Below are 16,704 nucleotides of genomic sequence, written 5' to 3'. Positions count from 1 at the left end.
TCAGAAATGTAAGATAATTGAAATAAAATATGAATTAAACGATGATGGAATTTGTCTATGGGGACAGGCAGTGTATAGAATCATTCGGAAGGAGTAAGCAAATGATATCCACTACAACAGCAAAAATTATGAATATTTTACCGGATAAATTTGTCACATACGCATCTAAAAAAATTGTTAATAAATACTTGAAAAAATATGCAAATATAGACATTGAGAGGAGTGAAAACTTAAAGGGAATAAAAACACCAACTATTTTTATTTGTAATCATTTAAGCAATTCTGATGGATTAGTTTTAGATAAGGCTTTAAAAGAGATTGATCCAACTTTTGTAGCAGGTGTAAAGCTGTCAAATAATGTTGTTACAAGTATAGGGGTTAATGTAATAAAGACTACAAATATAAAACCTAATACTACTGATAAAGAGGGTCTTAAGAAAATTATTAAACTTGTTAAGCAAGGGGAAAGTTTATTGATTTTCCCAGAAGGAACTAGAAGTAGAGTTGGTAGTTTGATAGAAGCAAAGAAAGGAATCCTTCTTATAGCAAGAATGACAGGAGCTCCTATTGTACCTATTGGACTATATGGAACAGATAAACTCTTACCTATAAATAAAGAAGGAGATATGAGTGGGGAAACCTTTAATTATGCAGATGTTCATATCAATATTGGAAAACAATTTGAATTTCCCAAGAGAGCAAAAGATCAAGATAAAAAAGAATATGATGATTTTGCGACAAAATATATAATGAAGAAAATAGCTGAATTATTACCTGAGAATTATAGAGGAGTATATAAATTAGTAGATTGAAAAAACGCTATTTCGTTATGCCTCTCTATGTATAAGTTAAAGATAAACAAAGTTAGATTAGTATCTTAATAGGAGTCACCAATATTAAGAAAAACAGGAGGGAAAATTATGCCGATTATCAAAGGACTTGAATGGACATTTAACACAGTTTACAAGGAATATGACAAATGGCGTCCTACTTATGTGGAGGAGCTATATGAGGATATTTTTACTTATAAAGAAATAAACTCATCAAGCAAAGTAGTTGAAATAGGAATCGGAACAGGACAAGCTACACTACCTATTCTTGAAACAGGGTGTATCTTAACCGCAGTAGAATATGGTGACGAATTATCAATGTATGCAAAGCAGAAATTCAACTGCTATAAACAATTTGATGTTGTAAATGCTAAGTTTGAGGATTTTGAATGTGAAGATAATTCTCTTGATTTAATTTATTCTGCATCAGCTTTTCACTGGATACCTGAGGAGATAGGTTATGCAAAGGTTTTTAAATTGCTGAAAAGCGGAGGTGTCTTTGCACGTTTTGCCAATCACCCTTATAAGGATAAAAGTAGATATGGAATGCATGAAGCTCTACAAAAAGTATATGATGTTTATATGCCCGGAGTATTAGGCAGTGAAAAGGAATATAGTCAAGAAAACGCAAAAAACCGTGCTGAGATTGCTAAAAAGTATGGGTTTATCGATACTGCTTATAAGATGTATTATAGGACAAGAACCTTTAATTCAGATGAATATATTTTACTTTTAGGAACCTACTCTGATCATATTGCTATCGAAGAAAAGATAAGAAAGAAATTTTTTGGTGAAATTAAGAGTGCCATAGATGAATTGGGTGGGGTGATTACAATTTATGATACCATTGATTTGGAGCTAGCAAGAAAACCTTAACATTCTATTATGAGCATAATCTTTAATAAATCAAAAAAGTTTTTTTGTTAATCTATGAAAAATAGAATGTAACTATATAGAATTGATGGGATATAATAAGTTAAATCGTCTAGAAGTTTTAAGAAGTGCAAGGGAGAGTGAAAGTGAAGGGAGCGAAACATAATGGAAAACCATTTGGAGTTGGTTGCAAAATCCTATGATAAAGCCATTGATTTTGGGAGGAGGGGTATTGATTTGTACGAAAATCTACCAGAGCATATTACAAATCATCCCGACTATCCTATGTTTCAGAGGCTGAAAATGGAAGGACAACTATCCGATAGTGGACGTAAGGAAATCAAGGATTATCTTTCGCCAAATGCAAATATGAAATTTATTGATCTCGGATGCTGTTTAAACCTAATGTTCAATGGGTATGATAATTGGCTCTCAATATATCATGGGGTTGATATAAGTAGCAAAACCATTCAGCTGCTTAATGAGTTTGTTATGAAGAAGAGATTGCCTATTGGATCATTGTATTGCGGTAGTATACATGAAACGCCATTTGAAACTAATTATTTTGACATTGGTGCATGTGTCGGCATACTTGAGTATTTTGAAAAAGACTTTATTGAAAAAGCAATCATAGAAGCTCATCGAATTATAAAACCTTATGGAAAATTTGTTCTTGATGTTCCTAACTTTGATAGCCCAGTCTTCCGAATTACGATGTTAATTGAGGAACATTTAGGAAGAGCTGATAAATTTAACATGTCATCTCAAGAATTTGATGTTATGCTGAAAGATTACTTTGAAATAGAAAAAACCGAGAAAGTAGCCGGCATGATTCAATATTTCTTGAGTTGTAAAAAGTAATGGACTGAGTTGTTATTTAGCTTAAATAATATCTTAGTTTTTGGAGAGGTTTAAATGAGATGAAGAGGATAAGTGTAATAGTTATTTTTGTTATTATGTTATTCTTGGTATCTTGTATGCCAAGAAGTGAAGAAACTATTGAAGATGAAGGATATACAGACATTGATTCTGATCAAAACATTATAAGCAATGATGAAGATACCATAACAGATAATAATGTTGTTCTAAATGAAACAGAAGAAATATTGGAAGAAGATGAAACTGCTGAAAGCGAAATTTCAGAAGATGCAGGCAGTAATAATGATGAAACTGCTGAAGGTGAAATAAAAGAAGATGCAGATAGTAATGATGATGAAACTACTGTAAGTGAAATATCAGAAGATGCAGATAATAATGATGATGTAACTACTGATAATGATACTGAAACAGAAGAAGATGACATTATTATGAAGGGGTCTGCAAGAGATCTGAATACACTTGGGTATAAATTATATACTAGTGGTGAATATGAAAAGGCATTGAAGTATTTCAAAGCTTCAATTGAGAAAGACGATTCATATTTATATCCTCATTATAATTATGCATGCACACTCGGTGTTTTGATGAAATTAGACTACCCAATTTGGTATGATAGCAGAGATACCATTCACTATCACTTACAGAAGGTAATAGAAATAAAACCTGATTACATTGAAAAGATTAAGAATGATAGTGATCTAGATATGATACGAAAAGATTTTGAATATCTACAACTATTAGGATTTTCAACTATGACGGATGGAGACATAAAATACATATTGCATGAACTGGATTGGTTTATAAATGGTCCAGGAGTTATCACTCCAATCGGTGGGATGGAATTCAAAGAAGATGGTAGGTTCTCAATATCTTTCTTGGATTTAAGTGGATTTGGTGACGGTGATTTTGAATTACCTAGTGAACAATTTGAGGGTACATATAAGGTGCAAGACCGAGAAATATACTTTACTCTAGATGAAAAAATGTTATTGAGAAGAACCTATGAAGATTTTTCTAATAGTGGGATATACGAAGATGTTATTGAGTTTAAAGGATACCTGGATGATGATGGTACATTGATTATTGAAATATTTGATTATCCTATCCATAATTGGATGGATGAGTTTAGCGCATAAAAATCGCATTTTATATAGAGGAAGACATCAAAAATAAGTACTTGGCTATTCAGCAAGAACACCTTTGCTCAAAGGAGAGAAACGTATCAAAACTGGAACGCTATACAACAGAGGTATACTAGTATTAGAGATACGAAGGAGATGGAATATGGACATAAAGAATGTAGAACAGTGCTACAGCAAAGTTGCGAGTAAGTATACAGAGAGTTTTTTTGATGAACTGAAAAACAAACCATTGGATAGATATTTGTTAGATGTATTCTGTAATCAAATAAGAATTGGTGGTAAGGTCTGTGAGGTTGGGTGTGGACCAGGTCATGTAGCACGCTATATAAAGGATAAAGAGATAGATATATTTGGATTGGATTTATCAGAAGGAATGATAAAGAATGCAAGAAAACGTAATCCAGATATAGAATTTTTAAAAGGAAATATGTTAGAACTAGAATTAAAAGTAGAAAGTCTAGCTGGAGCTGTATCATATTATTCAATTGTTAATTTTACGTTGGAAGAAGTCAAAAAAATATTACAGAATTTATGGACAATATTGGAGGACGAGGGAATCTTATTTTTGGGGTTTCATGAAGGAGATGAAGTTCTTAATTTAAGTAATTGGTTTGAAGAAGAAATGCAATTGGACTTCACTTTTTTTAGTATTGATGATATAGTGCAGATTTTAGAGGAACAGAATTACAAAATAATAGAAGCATTGACTAGATATCCATATGAAGATTGTGAGTATATGAGTCCTAAAGGATATATTATCTGTAAAAAAGCAAAAGATAAAAAACTATAGGGGAGCGGGATATCAAAACAAGGAATTCAAATGTAATTAGAAATCCTTTGTCCATGGAACGTATAGATAAAAGTGATCTAATTCCAGAGTTTTCTCTTGAATAGATGGGGGAATTTACTTTATTGAAGTAAAGGTATATTATCATATGTAGCAGAAAAAAATGAAAGGTGGAATATAGTTGGGGAAAAGAGTGTTAATGGTTATTCTTTTTTGCTTAATGAATCTGTGTTTTACTGCATGTTCTACAAATAATGAGCTTCTTAAAGATAAGATGGATGAATCGGTTATTAGTAAAATTCAGATTGTCACTGCTATGGGAAATCCAGAATTTGGATCTGACAGTAAGATTATTACTGATATGGAAGAAATAATAGCTATGGTGAGATTATTTAACAATGCTGTTGTAGCTAAAAAAGTAGATGATAGCGATGTAGTAATTGCCGATGCGAGTTATTATTATATTTATATCGATGATGAGGAAATTACCAAATTTATTTTTAACGGAAATGATACAACTAGAATTTGGTTTAACGATACATGGCACTATGTTACCTATGGAGAAAGTTCCGATACACCCTTTAAACTATATAAAGATTCTAAGGCTGAAGTTATGTTAGTTGATGAAAATTTAAATGTGATAGCAAGACCAAATGAATGATATTTAAAGGGAAATATTGATTTGGGTCATTTGAGAAAACAATGCAAATCTAAGCAGAATCATTGTAGATTGGGCATACAGGACTTACATATCTATTGGTGAGAGCAAGGAGGAACAGAGATGATAAAGAAGGGAATACTAAAAAATATTTTAATAGTATTTGGCTGTATTTTGCTGTCAATAATATTACATGCCATGACATCAGAGTTTTCTACAATGCTAGAGGGAGCAAGGATGAGTAGCTTGGTTAATACTCTTGGTCTGCCAATAACGTTAATATTATGGTATATCATAGCATTTGGAGGTATAGCAATTATCTTCTGTTTAATTAACCAAAGTATATCGCAATATATATTTAGTGGTGGTTTAAGGTATGGTTTTGCAATAAGTATTCTTTGGCAATGGGGAATGTTAGAAGGCGTGAGTACTAGCAATAATGCCTTTATCAATGAACTAATAACAGGGTTCTGTGATGCACTTCCTATCTTGTTAATGGGGTGTTTGTTGGGTGTAATAAGAATGCGCAAAGAACAGAATAGCTTACCAAAGAGACGGATTAATACCAGTAATACAATAATAATTGTTGTTGTTTTTTCAGTAGTATTTACAAGTATAAGATACATATCATATGTTACTAATATTATACAATCTGGATATATTCAGTATCCTTATTTTACTGCTATTTGGACTATTGTTATGGGGATGGTTATTGGAATAGTGTATATGTTATTAGGTGATAAAGTTAACCATACTTTGAAATTAGAGAAAATATTAAAATTTTGTATTATTGTATTTGGAGTAAATTGGTTCTTATTTACAATGTTTATGCCATTTGTTTTTGAAGGTATGTTAATGGAATCTATTTTGAGGGTTATGATTGATGTGTTATCCATTATGTTAAGCTGTTTTATAATTAAGTATGTTGATAAACTAAGGCAAGGTAAAGATAAAATTGCTAATGCTTAGTTTATATTTTGATGGATTTCATTACAGTATTTAAGTGTTACTGGTGTTATGTAGCTAAGTCATAGAAGAGCATAATTATAGAGGAAATGGGAGGTGAATGTTATGGTAGATAGAAGAACTGAATTTGATACCATTGCTGAAAGAATATTATATGGATTAATAATCTCTTATTCGGATTATAAGCCTAGTAAATCAAGTGTTGTAGAAAGTACTTATCAATTTGAATGGTACAATATAATGCGCAATATTTTATTAAAAGTATATGAAAAACCAAGTCTTATGAATTTGCCTATGAATAAAGATGAGTATTATAGGCTGCATCAATGTAATAATGAAAAGCCAGAGATCATTAAAATTTATAAAAAAGCTATGAAGATCATATCAAATTACTATAAATTTCTATACTATACAGGGCTTTATGGAGAGATAGAAAATGATACATTGATTGTTGATAGGGATGTATTCAAAAAGTATAAAACTACTATAAAAGAGTCGTTCTTTAAGTTACTAAAAGATGAAGGAATAAATTACATCAAATCTAAAAATAATATTTCATTTAACTCTAATAAAAGTAGTGAAGTACTTCAAGCATGGAAATTGCTATCAGAGACTGTATCATCCTTTAACAAGTCTGAAATGAAGGATAACAATAACACAAGAGAACTTGATCTTAGACTTCTTAAATTTGCATGCTGTGCTTTTACTAATAATCTATCATATTGGATCAGAAGAGTAGAGAAGCTAAATGAGTTAACACCAGGGTTTTTTGAGAAATATGAAAGAATATTATTGGATAAGGGATACTGCAAACAACTAGAGGTTGAATTTAATCACAATAGTTTATGTATTGCATATAGCATTAAGGGTGAGGTAAGTGGATTTAGTGTTTCATATCATTTTCATAGAGTTGAGCAGTTTTACTTCTCAGTGCTCAATTGTATTGGGGTAAAGGCTATATTAGAAAATTTTGAGCAGATGGATGATAATGTAAAAGACTACTTAATGATAAGCTGTCGCAGATGTTTTGGATGTAATCGTTGCACAAAAGGAGGTAAGAATAAGAGGTTAACGGTGAGTGTTGTAAAGGATGAAAGGAAAGTTGCTTTATGTCCTGATTTCCCAAGAAGAGAATGGACAAGTATAAACGAAAAAGAAATGAATACTATTATTGACTATATAGATTTGCAGAGTAAATACGGAACCCAGTGGAAAAAATAAATTACTTGAATCTTTAAATTGCTTACTAGCTCATAACCATGAGCTAAGAGCATAAGCTCTATGACGACGCATATACAACTTTGTGTAATGAAATCATCGCACATTGTATAACTTTTATTTGAAGTAGACTTGGAGTTATATTATGTCAAAGAACGAACAGTATTTTTATCATCTTGTTACAAATAGAAAAATGACTCTTGGACAGACTATTCATTTCGATGAAAAAACTAAGAATACTCTATATGGATTTTTCTTTGAAAAAGAATTCTATAATGATAAAGGCGAAGATGTTATGGATATATTAAAAGATAACCTAACTAATGAAGGGATTTCGTTAAATCATGAAGATGCAAATGTAATACATTCATATATAGATAATACAAGTAGATCTATACGAGAGACGATTGCTGAACTGGTAAGACTAAGTGAGTACCCAGAATATCCATCAAGATTATCTTGCTTATATGCTGCTAGAAATTATGAAGAGGTATTACAGTGGAAAGAGATTTTTGAATCGTATAATCGACAAGTCTTACAAATTGTAAAGGTAGTAACAGATGGTGTATATTTTATCGGTGATGGTGGCTTGTTACCAAATATTGATGCAGCACCATTTTCACAGAAGATAAGCCAGGCAAGAGAATATTGGAAAGGTATCAATGATGATATATTGCCAGAAGTCCTAGTGAATGGAAGGATAAAGGTTTTAGAAATTGTGGAAGACTTTACTGATAATTCGTCAAGCAAGAGATCCGTAGACACCATCTAACAATGTGTGTTTTCATGTAGTACATATCAAGGATCCAATGAATCATGAATATGGTAGTTATTATCTTGAAAAAGATATGGAGTGATAATATGGAATGGTCAGAACTGTACAATAGAAAAAGCAAGCCTCGGATAGCTGAGATAAAAGCTTACATGTCACCTGATGCCTTTGAAGCATTTGAAAGATTTAATGAAAAGCTTCTTAATGATTATAATCTTGGGTATGTCTTACCACGCTACAACAAGCAAAAGGGTTGGTTTTACTCATATGGACGCAGCGGATATATATTAATTAAGGAAGTTACTTTTAATAGCGATTATTTCTCTGTAGAAGATATACATATACATAATGTTGATAATTTGTCCAAGGCAATTGATTTAGTTGATACTAAGTTTCATGATGGTTTTCTTGTGAGATATGCAGAGTTTTGTGAAGCGCGTAGAAAGCGCATGAAAGAAAATAGGTTACAAAAATCAAAATCAACAGAATTGAAATACAAAAGGAATTGCAAATGGTGTCCAAAAGTATCTCGTTCAGATATTAAAAGGTTATACAATAGTGATACAAAAGGTATGCTTGACCAAGAATTATTAGAAGAAGTGGGACTAGCTATTTATGTTAGATGCAAAACTTCAAAAGAAATTTTCGACCTCATGGAGCAAGGGAAGATTAAGTGTTTGGCATGTGGTGAAATACTGAGTGGAGAAGGTGAGCTTACATGTAAATGTGGGCTAAAGTATACATATCATGCTTACAGAAAGTCATATAGAGAGAATAATATGCCAAGTGGTGCCGCTACACCAATATTCAATAAGTTTGTTAAAAATTGGGACATAGCAAGATCTTCGCAAGTCAAAATGTTATTAATAGATAATCTTATTCACGAATTTCATGTGTCTGAGATATCTGGAACTCGTGGCAGACCTGTAGGTGTTAATTTAATTCAAGGTACAAAATCGCAAATTGTGAAGTTGCTTTGTGATCTAGCTTCAGGAAATGTTTGAATTAGAGGTGACGTTGGGATATGAATAATACTCCAAAAACATCGAGGACATCTAAGGATGGGAAACGTCGCAAGTTATAAACATTAGAACAGACTATGTTAGAGATTTGATGAAATGAGGTTGTACATGAGAAAAATTAGATTGATGATAGTTTCAGCGATTTTAAATTTTGCTTTAGGATTTCTATTACTATTCGTTGCATTTTATTCCTTCATATTTATCACTGGTTATGGAGTTGATGTTGGCGAAGAAATGACTTACCTTTATATTCCATTGGGTATCTTAATCATAATAATATATATGCTTTTATTTATTTCATCAAACTATTATCTTATACGAAAATTACCAAAAATAAAAAACATATACATAATTATAAATCTAGTTAGCTTTTGTATTGGAGTTCTTTGGACTTTCATTATCTTTAAAAATTGGAATTAGAGGAATTAGCCATGAAAAACTTGAGAGTTATAAAGATATTTATACTAATGATTTTTATAGTATTAAGTGTAGTATGTCATAGTAAAGAAGCGTTGTACTCACAAATTGACGATACTAAATTGATAGAGGATGAGCAAAGCACTTACCCATAAGTGGTCCATCAAGATATTCATGTTTACTAGAGGTTGACGAAAATGGTTCTACTTATTATGAGTACTATGATAATTCAAAGTCTGAACAAATAAGGATGAATTTGATTTTTGAAGAGGGAACAGTAATTAAAGAGTATGTAGAATCAAAAAAATTGAATTAAAAGGACTATAAGTGCAACACTTCAGTAGGGTTATAAAGAAGGAGATAGTTATGAAGAGTTTTACTTTTAAAAAGATTGATGCATTTGCTACCAATAATTCAGATGGTAATCCAGCAGGATATATATCATTAAATTCATTTAATGATATTAATGATAATGAAATGTTAAAGATTGCTAGTCAATTAAGAGGATATGTTAATGAAGTAGGATATATCACTAAAAGTGATAATAGAAAATATACGTTACGATATTTTTCTGCTGAAAGAGAAGTAGAATTTTGTGGACATGCAACAATTGCAATCATGTATGACATAATAAAAAATGACAAAGAACTAATCAATACTTATGAGATTAATATTACTACTAATAAGGGGCAATTGATTGTTCAAAATAGAATCAAAGAAGAGAATGCAGTATTTATAATGTCACCTATTCCAAAATTTAATAAGACACAAATACCAATTGAGAAAATTGCAGAGGTTCTGAAAATCAAAATATCAGATATAAATATTAAACCTGAAATAATTAATGCGGGTTTGGAAACGTTAATTATTTCAATAAATTCTTTAGAAACAATATTAAGCATGAAACCTAATCTTGAAGAACTAAGAGAGTTTTGTTTTGGTTATAACATTGATATTATCGAGGTATTTTGTAATGAGGTTGAAAGTTCAGACACTGCTTATAGAACTAGGGTTTTTGCTCCCAAGTTTGGATATCTTGAAGATCCTGCAACGGGTTCAGGAAATTCAGCTTTAGGTTATTACTTGTTAAATCATAAAAGATGGGATGGAAATATTATATCAATTGAACAGAATGGATTTAAAGATAGGTATAATGTTGTTAAACTTAAAACTCAAGTAGATTCTAATGATGTCAATAGAGTCTTGTTTGGTGGTGGAGCAGTAACTAGAATTGAAGGGAAGTATAATTTATTATAAGAATCATAAGAGGGGGGAAGAGATTGGATTCTACTTTATTAGCAGGTATAATAATATTCAATTTGTTATATAGTTTTCTTCAAATTAAAAGAGCACATGAAAGTAATTATACTAATTGGGTTAAGTTTACAGGTGATAGCAGTACAAAAAAAGACAAACTATTAAGTTTTCTTTCTGTAGTGATGATAGTTCTTATAAGTGAAATTAAAATAAGGATTTATGCATTAGGTTTTCTATTTTTTATAACAATCGCTGGTATAAGTTATATAAATATTCAGTGTTATAAGAGGCTTAAAGAGATTAAAATTATTAGACATACCATATATAACGTTATACTCTGTACTGTGCTTATGATTTTGGTATACTTCATTACATATCCAAAGTAAGTATTATTAAGGTGCTATTTACGACTTATCCACATATCAAGTATAATTTGTAATAAGTGTAACGAGGCAATACCTAACCAAAGTGAGGTTCCCAATGGATATAAACTTAAGTAAAGATTGTACAAATGATTAAGGAGGAAAAAGTATATGGAAAACATTGTAAAAGAGAGTGTCGAACTTATTAATAATGTACCAAGTGTAATAATAAGCTCAATAGATGAGGATGGTTATCCTAATACAAAAGCGATGCTACCTCCACGTAAGAAGGATGGAATAAAACATATCTATTTTTCAACCAATACATCATCTATGAGAGTGGAGCAATATATCAAGAACCCTAAGGCATGTTTATATTTTTATGATAATAAACTTTTTAAAGGAGTAATGTTAAAAGGGGTTATGAAGGTTATACATGATGATAACATAAGAGAGATGATTTGGCTTGATGGGGATGAAAGATACTATCCTAAGGGTATTCACGATCCAGACTATTGTGTTCTTATGTTTACTGCTGAAAAAGGAAGATATTATCATAAGTTTAATTCTAATGACTTTATTATCAAGTAATATACATAACTTTATAGGTAATGATGAATTCGGTGATATTTAGAGGAGCTATTAAAAGACATTATAAAATATAGAGAGGATGGAAAACGACCAAAAGGAGAAAGGATTATGAATAAAAAATCAAATGTCTGGATATCTGAAAATTAAAAACGATGGAATCTAGGCGTTTATATTGTCCTATGTTCTTATTGCTAATTTTATTAGCTTGATTTTGGGAGGATATCTGATTTCAATTTTACCAGTCTAAGCCAAACAGATACATAAGGAAAAAATGAATAATCAGAAGTTTTCAAAGATTAATTGCTGAGTTATAAAGAGGAGAAAGAGTAGGGTTAAGGAGGGGTGAGTACATGCAACTTATAAAAGTAAAAAGTAATGTAGTACGATATATAATTTTTACGTATGTTTTATGTTGGCTAATGATATTTTCGTTAGGAGGTATAGCAACACTAGTATTGGATGGAACACCATTGGTTATGCAGTTCTTGACAGCTATAGTCTCATGGTCTCCTACTATAGTACTTCTAGTTATGTTTAAAAAGCTCTACCCAAATAGTTCTGTAAATAATTTTTATAGAAAATGTTTTAGTGAGAAACTTAATCTTAGACTATTGCTGGTGACATTCCTTATTCAATTATTAATATTTATGTTCAGTATATACATTATAGCTATTCAACTAGATTTTACTGTTATGAGTTTATTGGATTTATCTATTTCTACAATCTTACCAGCTATTTTTTTTACTTTAATACAAGGAGCAGTTGGAGAAGAAAGTGGTTGGAGAGGATATTTGCAACCAGCTATTGAAGAAAAGTTTGGTGTAATTATCGGATCATTAGTAGTTGGTTTAATCTGGACCTTTTTTCATGCACCTTTGTGGTTTTTAACTACAGGGTATAATGGCGTTGAACTCATAAAGTATATAGTAATGTTTAGTATATGTATTACTTCAGTTGGGGTAATAATTGGTATTTGTTATCATCATTGCAAAAATTTATTTGTCCCTATTTGGATTCACTTTATGTTAAACTTCTATACAGAACTGTTTAAAGGTAACTTAATAGACCTAGTTTCAATATTTGCATTATGCTATTTGATTACAGCATTCGCATTATTATACTGGCATATAATATCACTTAGAAAACAACACAAATCAAGTAGATTATATAAAAGAAAAAGTTGAAGAGATTGAGGGAAGGGCTGTTTAGTACATCCAAAATGGAGGAAAAATATGAAGGATTTATTTTTAGTCAAGCCTAATAAAAGATATCAAAAAAGTTTTGAAAATTATGTCCTAGCATACAGAAAAATAGATGATGAACATTATTTTAATAAGTATAAAAAAGCATTAAAAAATTTCCAAGATTATTTAAACGACTTAAACAATTATTCAAAGGGAAACGACCTACCTCAAGGAGAAGTTATAACTTCAACATTCTGGTTAATTGATGAAAAAGAAACAGTTGTAGGTGTAGTGAGAATTAGACAACAAGAGGTAGAATGTGCTGGACATATAGGTTATGATATTTCACCAAATTGTAGAAATAAAGGATATGGCTATCAAATTTTAAAATTGGCATTGAGAAAGGTCATGAAATTAGGAATAGAAGAAGTAATTTTAACTTGTAACATAGACAATACTGCCTCAAAGAAAATTATAGAAAAGAACAACGGTGAATTTTTAGAAACCATTTTTGATAAGGAAGAAAATGAATATCTACATAAATATAGGATTACATTAACAACTAACTAACTTTCATTGGCAGAAATCATAAACATAATATTTGTTGAGGTCATGAATATGAATAATGATGGGTGATTCAGAGAAAAAAATCTAAAAATAGATGGATTTATACATAGTTCATCAGTTGAGTATTATTGTAAATTAAAATCAGAAAAGATAGGACGAGGTTCAATTATGAGTCAATTAAGGGTGGGTATAGCAACTAGTTTATTTTTCATTACTGTGATACTGGTAATAAATGTACTAGATATAGGGTGGCTGTGGGTTAATGGAAGTATTGCTTATGCAGCGGAAAAAGAAATTGAGTTTATTGATGAAGAGTTTAAAAAATCTATAATACTTCAGAGAAACATTGATTTACCACTTGATTCCGAACGAATTTGGGAACCGCTGAGTCAAGAAGATATTAATAATATGGAAACCGTAGTTATACATGAAGATTTTAACCCAGATACCTATGAGGATATATATTTGTTTCCTAACGTTAGAAGGTTTGTTTCTTGGGATTTAGATATGACTATGCAACAAATCATAGAAGTAGATAGGTATGTGAAGTCCATAAATCTAAAAGGAACTGTTGAATTTAGTTTAGAATCTATGATATCAAATAAGGAGCAATCAGTTATTTTTAGCAATTCATTAACAGAAGAAATACTAAAAGAATTAGATGGTACAGGAAACCTTAATGTAGAAGGGATGGCGAATTTACTATTTGAAGGCATAAAGCTTAAAGACTCTCATTTTAAAGGTGAATCCCAAGATCAAATGGTAAATGTTATTTGTGATTTAATAAGCAATGACTATGTAAATTTAATTGATTATTCAGAGCTTAATATAGACCCTATTCATATTGAACAACTTGAAAGTATCGATTTAGTGATAGGTAACGGAATAATTAGAAAAAGGGCTAAATATGAAAATGAAACTCAGATATCAGATATGGATTTAACCGACTCCACTAAGTGGTATAATAATGGCGTAATGTTCCTAACAGAAAATGAAGATGGAGAAGTTATCGATAATGATAAATCGACACATACAATGAGAATAGTAGCCACATTTATTCAAACATTAATACATGCAATAACAAAGTAATATTTTTGATTATATGTTTTACAAATTTAGTGAAAGGTTTAAGGAGGAGTATGTCGTGAAAACGCTTGATACTGACCGTTTAATACTTCGGGAATGGCATGAAAATGATGCTGTCGATTTGTTTGAGTTTGCTAAGAGTCCTAATGTAGTAGGTGCCAGTTGGCAACCCCATGAAAGTATCGATGAAAGTCTTGAAGCTATCCGCAGTTGGATTGAGTATCAAGAGATATGGGCGATTGTTTTAAAAGATAACAATAAACCAATTGGTACAATATCCTTAACTGATATAAACAGACATGACCGTTATAAAGAAATAGAATATGTTTTATCAGAGGATTACCAGAATAAAGGATATACATCTGAAGCTACAAAACGAGTGCTTGAATACGCTTTCCGCGAGCTTGATCTAATGGTTGTGGCAGTTTGCCATTATCCGTATAACATACAATCTAAACGTGTTATTGAAAAATGTGGTTTCACTTATGAAGGAACACTGCGTAAATACAGTAGGAATTTATGTGATAGTGTGCGGTATTCTATGACTAAAGAGGAATGGGAATGCAAATATGCTTAACGCACTAGATCATCCGACTACAGCTGAAAAAGCATATACGCATGTTCGGGTCTATATGAAATAGTTTTTAGGGACTGGAAATATCAACCTACAGTAGAATTATTCTTTGAAAAAATATACTCCGTTATATGGTTCAGAGTCTTGCTAGTGGTACTATAAAAAAAGATTGGAGAGATACTATATGAAGTATCAATTTTACAACCTTTAATTCATAGAGGCGATATAGAATATAACAAGACCAAGATTCAGAAATTGATACTGGAATCAGCAGGTGAACTCCTATTATTACCAGAGTATGCCTTGACAGGTTCGCTGATTTTAGAAAAAGAAGTGGATTTGGGTCTGTGGATTGAGGCAATAAAGATGGCTATAGGTGAATTAAGAATACCTGAAGGTAAAGAACTCTTGTTAAATTATATTATTAAACTAGAAGGTAATATGTATAATTGTAGCCAACTATTTCCGTCTGAAAAGAGGCAGTGTAAATTGCATCCTGATTCCATAGAATTAGAAAATGGATTAATTCCAGGTATGGTAGAAGAAGTCTTTGAACATAATGATAAAAATTACAAGGTGATAATATGTACGGATATGCGGTATATCGATTCATTTAATCTAATAGATGTTAAGTTTTTAGTTTTTGTCTATCATTTCTCAGAATACAGTCTAGAGCGAGTTTTGACAGATCTAAAGCAAATATCAAAAAAGTATAACATTCCAATTCTAGTGAGTAGTATTCTTAGTGATAAAAACGTAGGTTACAGCTCATATATTTACAAAGATACAGTAATTAGTTTACCAAAGATAGAAGGTGTACTTGAGATAGAATTTTAGTAAGTAAAGGAGATATGTATATGTTATATCATAAAGGAACACAAACGATAGAGACAGAAAGACTTAAACTCAGAAGGTTTACTGTGAAAGATGCAGAGGATATGTATAATAATTGGGCTAATGATGACAAAGTAACTGAATGCTTGTCTTGGCCAACACATAAGAGTATTGACACTACTAGAAAGATTTTAGAATCTTGGATGGAGAGTTACGATAAAGATGATACATATTCCTGGGCTATTACCTATAAAGAAGATAACATAGTTATTGGCTCTATTGGAGTAGTAAGTTTAAATAATCAACATGAGTCATGTAGTATTGGTTATTGTATTGGGAGGAATTTCTGGGGAAGAGGGATAACTACAGAAGCTTTTAAGGAAATTATCCAATTCCTTCTCTATGAAGTTGGATTTGAAAGAATTGAAGCATATCATCATACTGATAATCCGGCATCAGGAAACGTTATGAAAAAAGCTGGTTTGCTTTTTGAAGGAACATTACGCCATTATCGTAAGAATATTAGGGGAAAATTTGTAGATTGTGATCTATATGGAATAATCAAAAAATAGTTGTAAGATAAAAGATGGAGAAGGTCTGTTGACAGATTAAGATTTATAGTCTGAAACAAAAAAGGGCTATTTTATATAAAGTTGCAGCTATTACTATCTTGTCCCGGAGTTTA

20 protein-coding genes are annotated in these 16,704 nt (G+C 31.0%); all 20 read left to right on the top strand.

Annotation, left to right across the window (positions count from 1 at the left end):
• Positions 1–44: 44 nt before the first annotated feature.
• Positions 45–812, top strand: coding sequence for a lysophospholipid acyltransferase family protein (locus C1Y58_RS12560; protein ID WP_330404420.1), 768 nt, complete (start codon positions 45–47; stop codon positions 810–812).
• A gap of 108 nt (positions 813–920) precedes the next feature.
• Positions 921–1,706 (top strand): class I SAM-dependent methyltransferase, encoded by a 786-nt coding sequence (locus tag C1Y58_RS12555; RefSeq protein WP_105616390.1) that lies wholly within the window; start codon positions 921–923, stop codon positions 1,704–1,706.
• Between the two features lie 162 nt (positions 1,707–1,868).
• Positions 1,869–2,564: a class I SAM-dependent methyltransferase gene (locus C1Y58_RS12550; protein WP_105616389.1), complete on the top strand. Its 696-nt coding sequence runs from the start codon at positions 1,869–1,871 to the stop codon at positions 2,562–2,564.
• A gap of 59 nt (positions 2,565–2,623) precedes the next feature.
• Positions 2,624–3,718, top strand: a complete 1,095-nt coding sequence (locus C1Y58_RS12545) for a tetratricopeptide repeat protein (RefSeq protein WP_105616388.1) — start codon at positions 2,624–2,626, stop codon at positions 3,716–3,718.
• A 148-nt stretch (positions 3,719–3,866) separates the two neighbouring features.
• Positions 3,867–4,514, top strand: a complete 648-nt coding sequence (locus tag C1Y58_RS12540) for a class I SAM-dependent methyltransferase (RefSeq protein WP_105616387.1) — start codon at positions 3,867–3,869, stop codon at positions 4,512–4,514.
• 178 nt (positions 4,515–4,692) lie between these two features.
• Entirely contained in the window at positions 4,693–5,172 is a 480-nt protein-coding gene (locus C1Y58_RS12535) for a hypothetical protein (RefSeq protein WP_105616386.1), read from the top strand.
• 120 nt (positions 5,173–5,292) lie between these two features.
• Positions 5,293–6,138 carry a hypothetical protein gene (locus C1Y58_RS12530; RefSeq protein WP_105616385.1) on the top strand — a complete coding sequence of 282 codons (846 nt, stop codon included), beginning with the start codon at positions 5,293–5,295 and terminating at the stop codon, positions 6,136–6,138.
• Between the two features lie 102 nt (positions 6,139–6,240).
• The gene (locus C1Y58_RS12525) at positions 6,241–7,356 is read left to right on the top strand and encodes a hypothetical protein (protein ID WP_105616384.1); all 1,116 of its coding nucleotides are present in this window, start codon (positions 6,241–6,243) and stop codon (positions 7,354–7,356) included.
• Positions 7,357–7,498: 142 nt separating this feature from the next.
• The gene (locus C1Y58_RS12520; RefSeq protein WP_105616383.1) at positions 7,499–8,125 is read left to right on the top strand and encodes a DUF2441 domain-containing protein; all 627 of its coding nucleotides are present in this window, start codon (positions 7,499–7,501) and stop codon (positions 8,123–8,125) included.
• A 65-nt stretch (positions 8,126–8,190) separates the two neighbouring features.
• A complete protein-coding gene (locus tag C1Y58_RS12515; protein WP_157950072.1) occupies positions 8,191–9,129 on the top strand; it encodes a hypothetical protein in 939 nt (312 codons plus the stop codon).
• A 126-nt stretch (positions 9,130–9,255) separates the two neighbouring features.
• Positions 9,256–9,567, top strand: a complete 312-nt coding sequence (locus C1Y58_RS12510) for a hypothetical protein (protein WP_105616381.1) — start codon at positions 9,256–9,258, stop codon at positions 9,565–9,567.
• A gap of 363 nt (positions 9,568–9,930) precedes the next feature.
• Entirely contained in the window at positions 9,931–10,821 is an 891-nt protein-coding gene (locus C1Y58_RS12505) for a PhzF family phenazine biosynthesis protein (protein WP_105616380.1), read from the top strand.
• Positions 10,822–10,844: 23 nt separating this feature from the next.
• Complete coding sequence (locus C1Y58_RS12500; protein ID WP_105616379.1) at positions 10,845–11,207, top strand: hypothetical protein; 363 nt, start codon at positions 10,845–10,847, stop codon at positions 11,205–11,207.
• 147 nt (positions 11,208–11,354) lie between these two features.
• Positions 11,355–11,774, top strand: coding sequence for a pyridoxamine 5'-phosphate oxidase family protein (locus C1Y58_RS12495; RefSeq protein WP_105616378.1), 420 nt, complete (start codon positions 11,355–11,357; stop codon positions 11,772–11,774).
• A gap of 350 nt (positions 11,775–12,124) precedes the next feature.
• Positions 12,125–12,958 (top strand): CPBP family intramembrane glutamic endopeptidase, encoded by an 834-nt coding sequence (locus C1Y58_RS12490; protein WP_105616377.1) that lies wholly within the window; start codon positions 12,125–12,127, stop codon positions 12,956–12,958.
• 48 nt (positions 12,959–13,006) lie between these two features.
• Complete coding sequence (locus tag C1Y58_RS12485) at positions 13,007–13,528, top strand: GNAT family N-acetyltransferase (RefSeq protein WP_105616376.1); 522 nt, start codon at positions 13,007–13,009, stop codon at positions 13,526–13,528.
• A 165-nt stretch (positions 13,529–13,693) separates the two neighbouring features.
• On the top strand, positions 13,694–14,614 hold the full coding sequence (locus C1Y58_RS12480; RefSeq protein WP_105616375.1) for a hypothetical protein: 921 nt from the start codon (positions 13,694–13,696) through the stop codon (positions 14,612–14,614).
• Between the two features lie 55 nt (positions 14,615–14,669).
• Positions 14,670–15,188 (top strand): GNAT family N-acetyltransferase, encoded by a 519-nt coding sequence (locus C1Y58_RS12475; protein ID WP_157950071.1) that lies wholly within the window; start codon positions 14,670–14,672, stop codon positions 15,186–15,188.
• A gap of 252 nt (positions 15,189–15,440) precedes the next feature.
• Positions 15,441–16,022: a carbon-nitrogen hydrolase family protein gene (locus tag C1Y58_RS12470; RefSeq protein ID WP_105616373.1), complete on the top strand. Its 582-nt coding sequence runs from the start codon at positions 15,441–15,443 to the stop codon at positions 16,020–16,022.
• Between the two features lie 20 nt (positions 16,023–16,042).
• Positions 16,043–16,591, top strand: coding sequence for a GNAT family N-acetyltransferase (locus tag C1Y58_RS12465; RefSeq protein WP_105616372.1), 549 nt, complete (start codon positions 16,043–16,045; stop codon positions 16,589–16,591).
• The last annotated feature ends 113 nt before the right edge of the window (positions 16,592–16,704 follow it).

The sequence above is a fragment of the Vallitalea okinawensis genome (assembly GCF_002964605.1).
GTDB lineage: Bacteria > Bacillota > Clostridia > Lachnospirales > PQDH01 > Vallitalea_A > Vallitalea_A okinawensis.
This window is presented reverse-complemented; position numbering and strand designations above follow the sequence as displayed.

Bases quoted from the DNA above. Each gene is read 5' to 3' on its own strand.
- C1Y58_RS12505 (WP_105616380.1), top strand. From the start codon at position 9,931: ATGAAGAGTTTTACTTTTAAAAAGATTGATGCATTTGCTACCAATAAT.
- C1Y58_RS12465 (WP_105616372.1), top strand. From the start codon at position 16,043: ATGTTATATCATAAAGGAACACAAACGATAGAGACAGAAAGACTTAAA.
- C1Y58_RS12525 (WP_105616384.1), top strand. From the start codon at position 6,241: ATGGTAGATAGAAGAACTGAATTTGATACCATTGCTGAAAGAATATTA.
- C1Y58_RS12485 (WP_105616376.1), top strand. From the start codon at position 13,007: ATGAAGGATTTATTTTTAGTCAAGCCTAATAAAAGATATCAAAAAAGT.
- C1Y58_RS12550 (WP_105616389.1), top strand. From the start codon at position 1,869: ATGGAAAACCATTTGGAGTTGGTTGCAAAATCCTATGATAAAGCCATT.
- C1Y58_RS12480 (WP_105616375.1), top strand. From the start codon at position 13,694: ATGAGTCAATTAAGGGTGGGTATAGCAACTAGTTTATTTTTCATTACT.
- C1Y58_RS12555 (WP_105616390.1), top strand. From the start codon at position 921: ATGCCGATTATCAAAGGACTTGAATGGACATTTAACACAGTTTACAAG.
- C1Y58_RS12530 (WP_105616385.1), top strand. From the start codon at position 5,293: ATGATAAAGAAGGGAATACTAAAAAATATTTTAATAGTATTTGGCTGT.
- C1Y58_RS12560 (WP_330404420.1), top strand. From the start codon at position 45: ATGGAATTTGTCTATGGGGACAGGCAGTGTATAGAATCATTCGGAAGG.
- C1Y58_RS12545 (WP_105616388.1), top strand. From the start codon at position 2,624: ATGAAGAGGATAAGTGTAATAGTTATTTTTGTTATTATGTTATTCTTG.
- C1Y58_RS12495 (WP_105616378.1), top strand. From the start codon at position 11,355: ATGGAAAACATTGTAAAAGAGAGTGTCGAACTTATTAATAATGTACCA.
- C1Y58_RS12490 (WP_105616377.1), top strand. From the start codon at position 12,125: ATGCAACTTATAAAAGTAAAAAGTAATGTAGTACGATATATAATTTTT.
- C1Y58_RS12520 (WP_105616383.1), top strand. From the start codon at position 7,499: ATGTCAAAGAACGAACAGTATTTTTATCATCTTGTTACAAATAGAAAA.
- C1Y58_RS12510 (WP_105616381.1), top strand. From the start codon at position 9,256: ATGAGAAAAATTAGATTGATGATAGTTTCAGCGATTTTAAATTTTGCT.
- C1Y58_RS12540 (WP_105616387.1), top strand. From the start codon at position 3,867: ATGGACATAAAGAATGTAGAACAGTGCTACAGCAAAGTTGCGAGTAAG.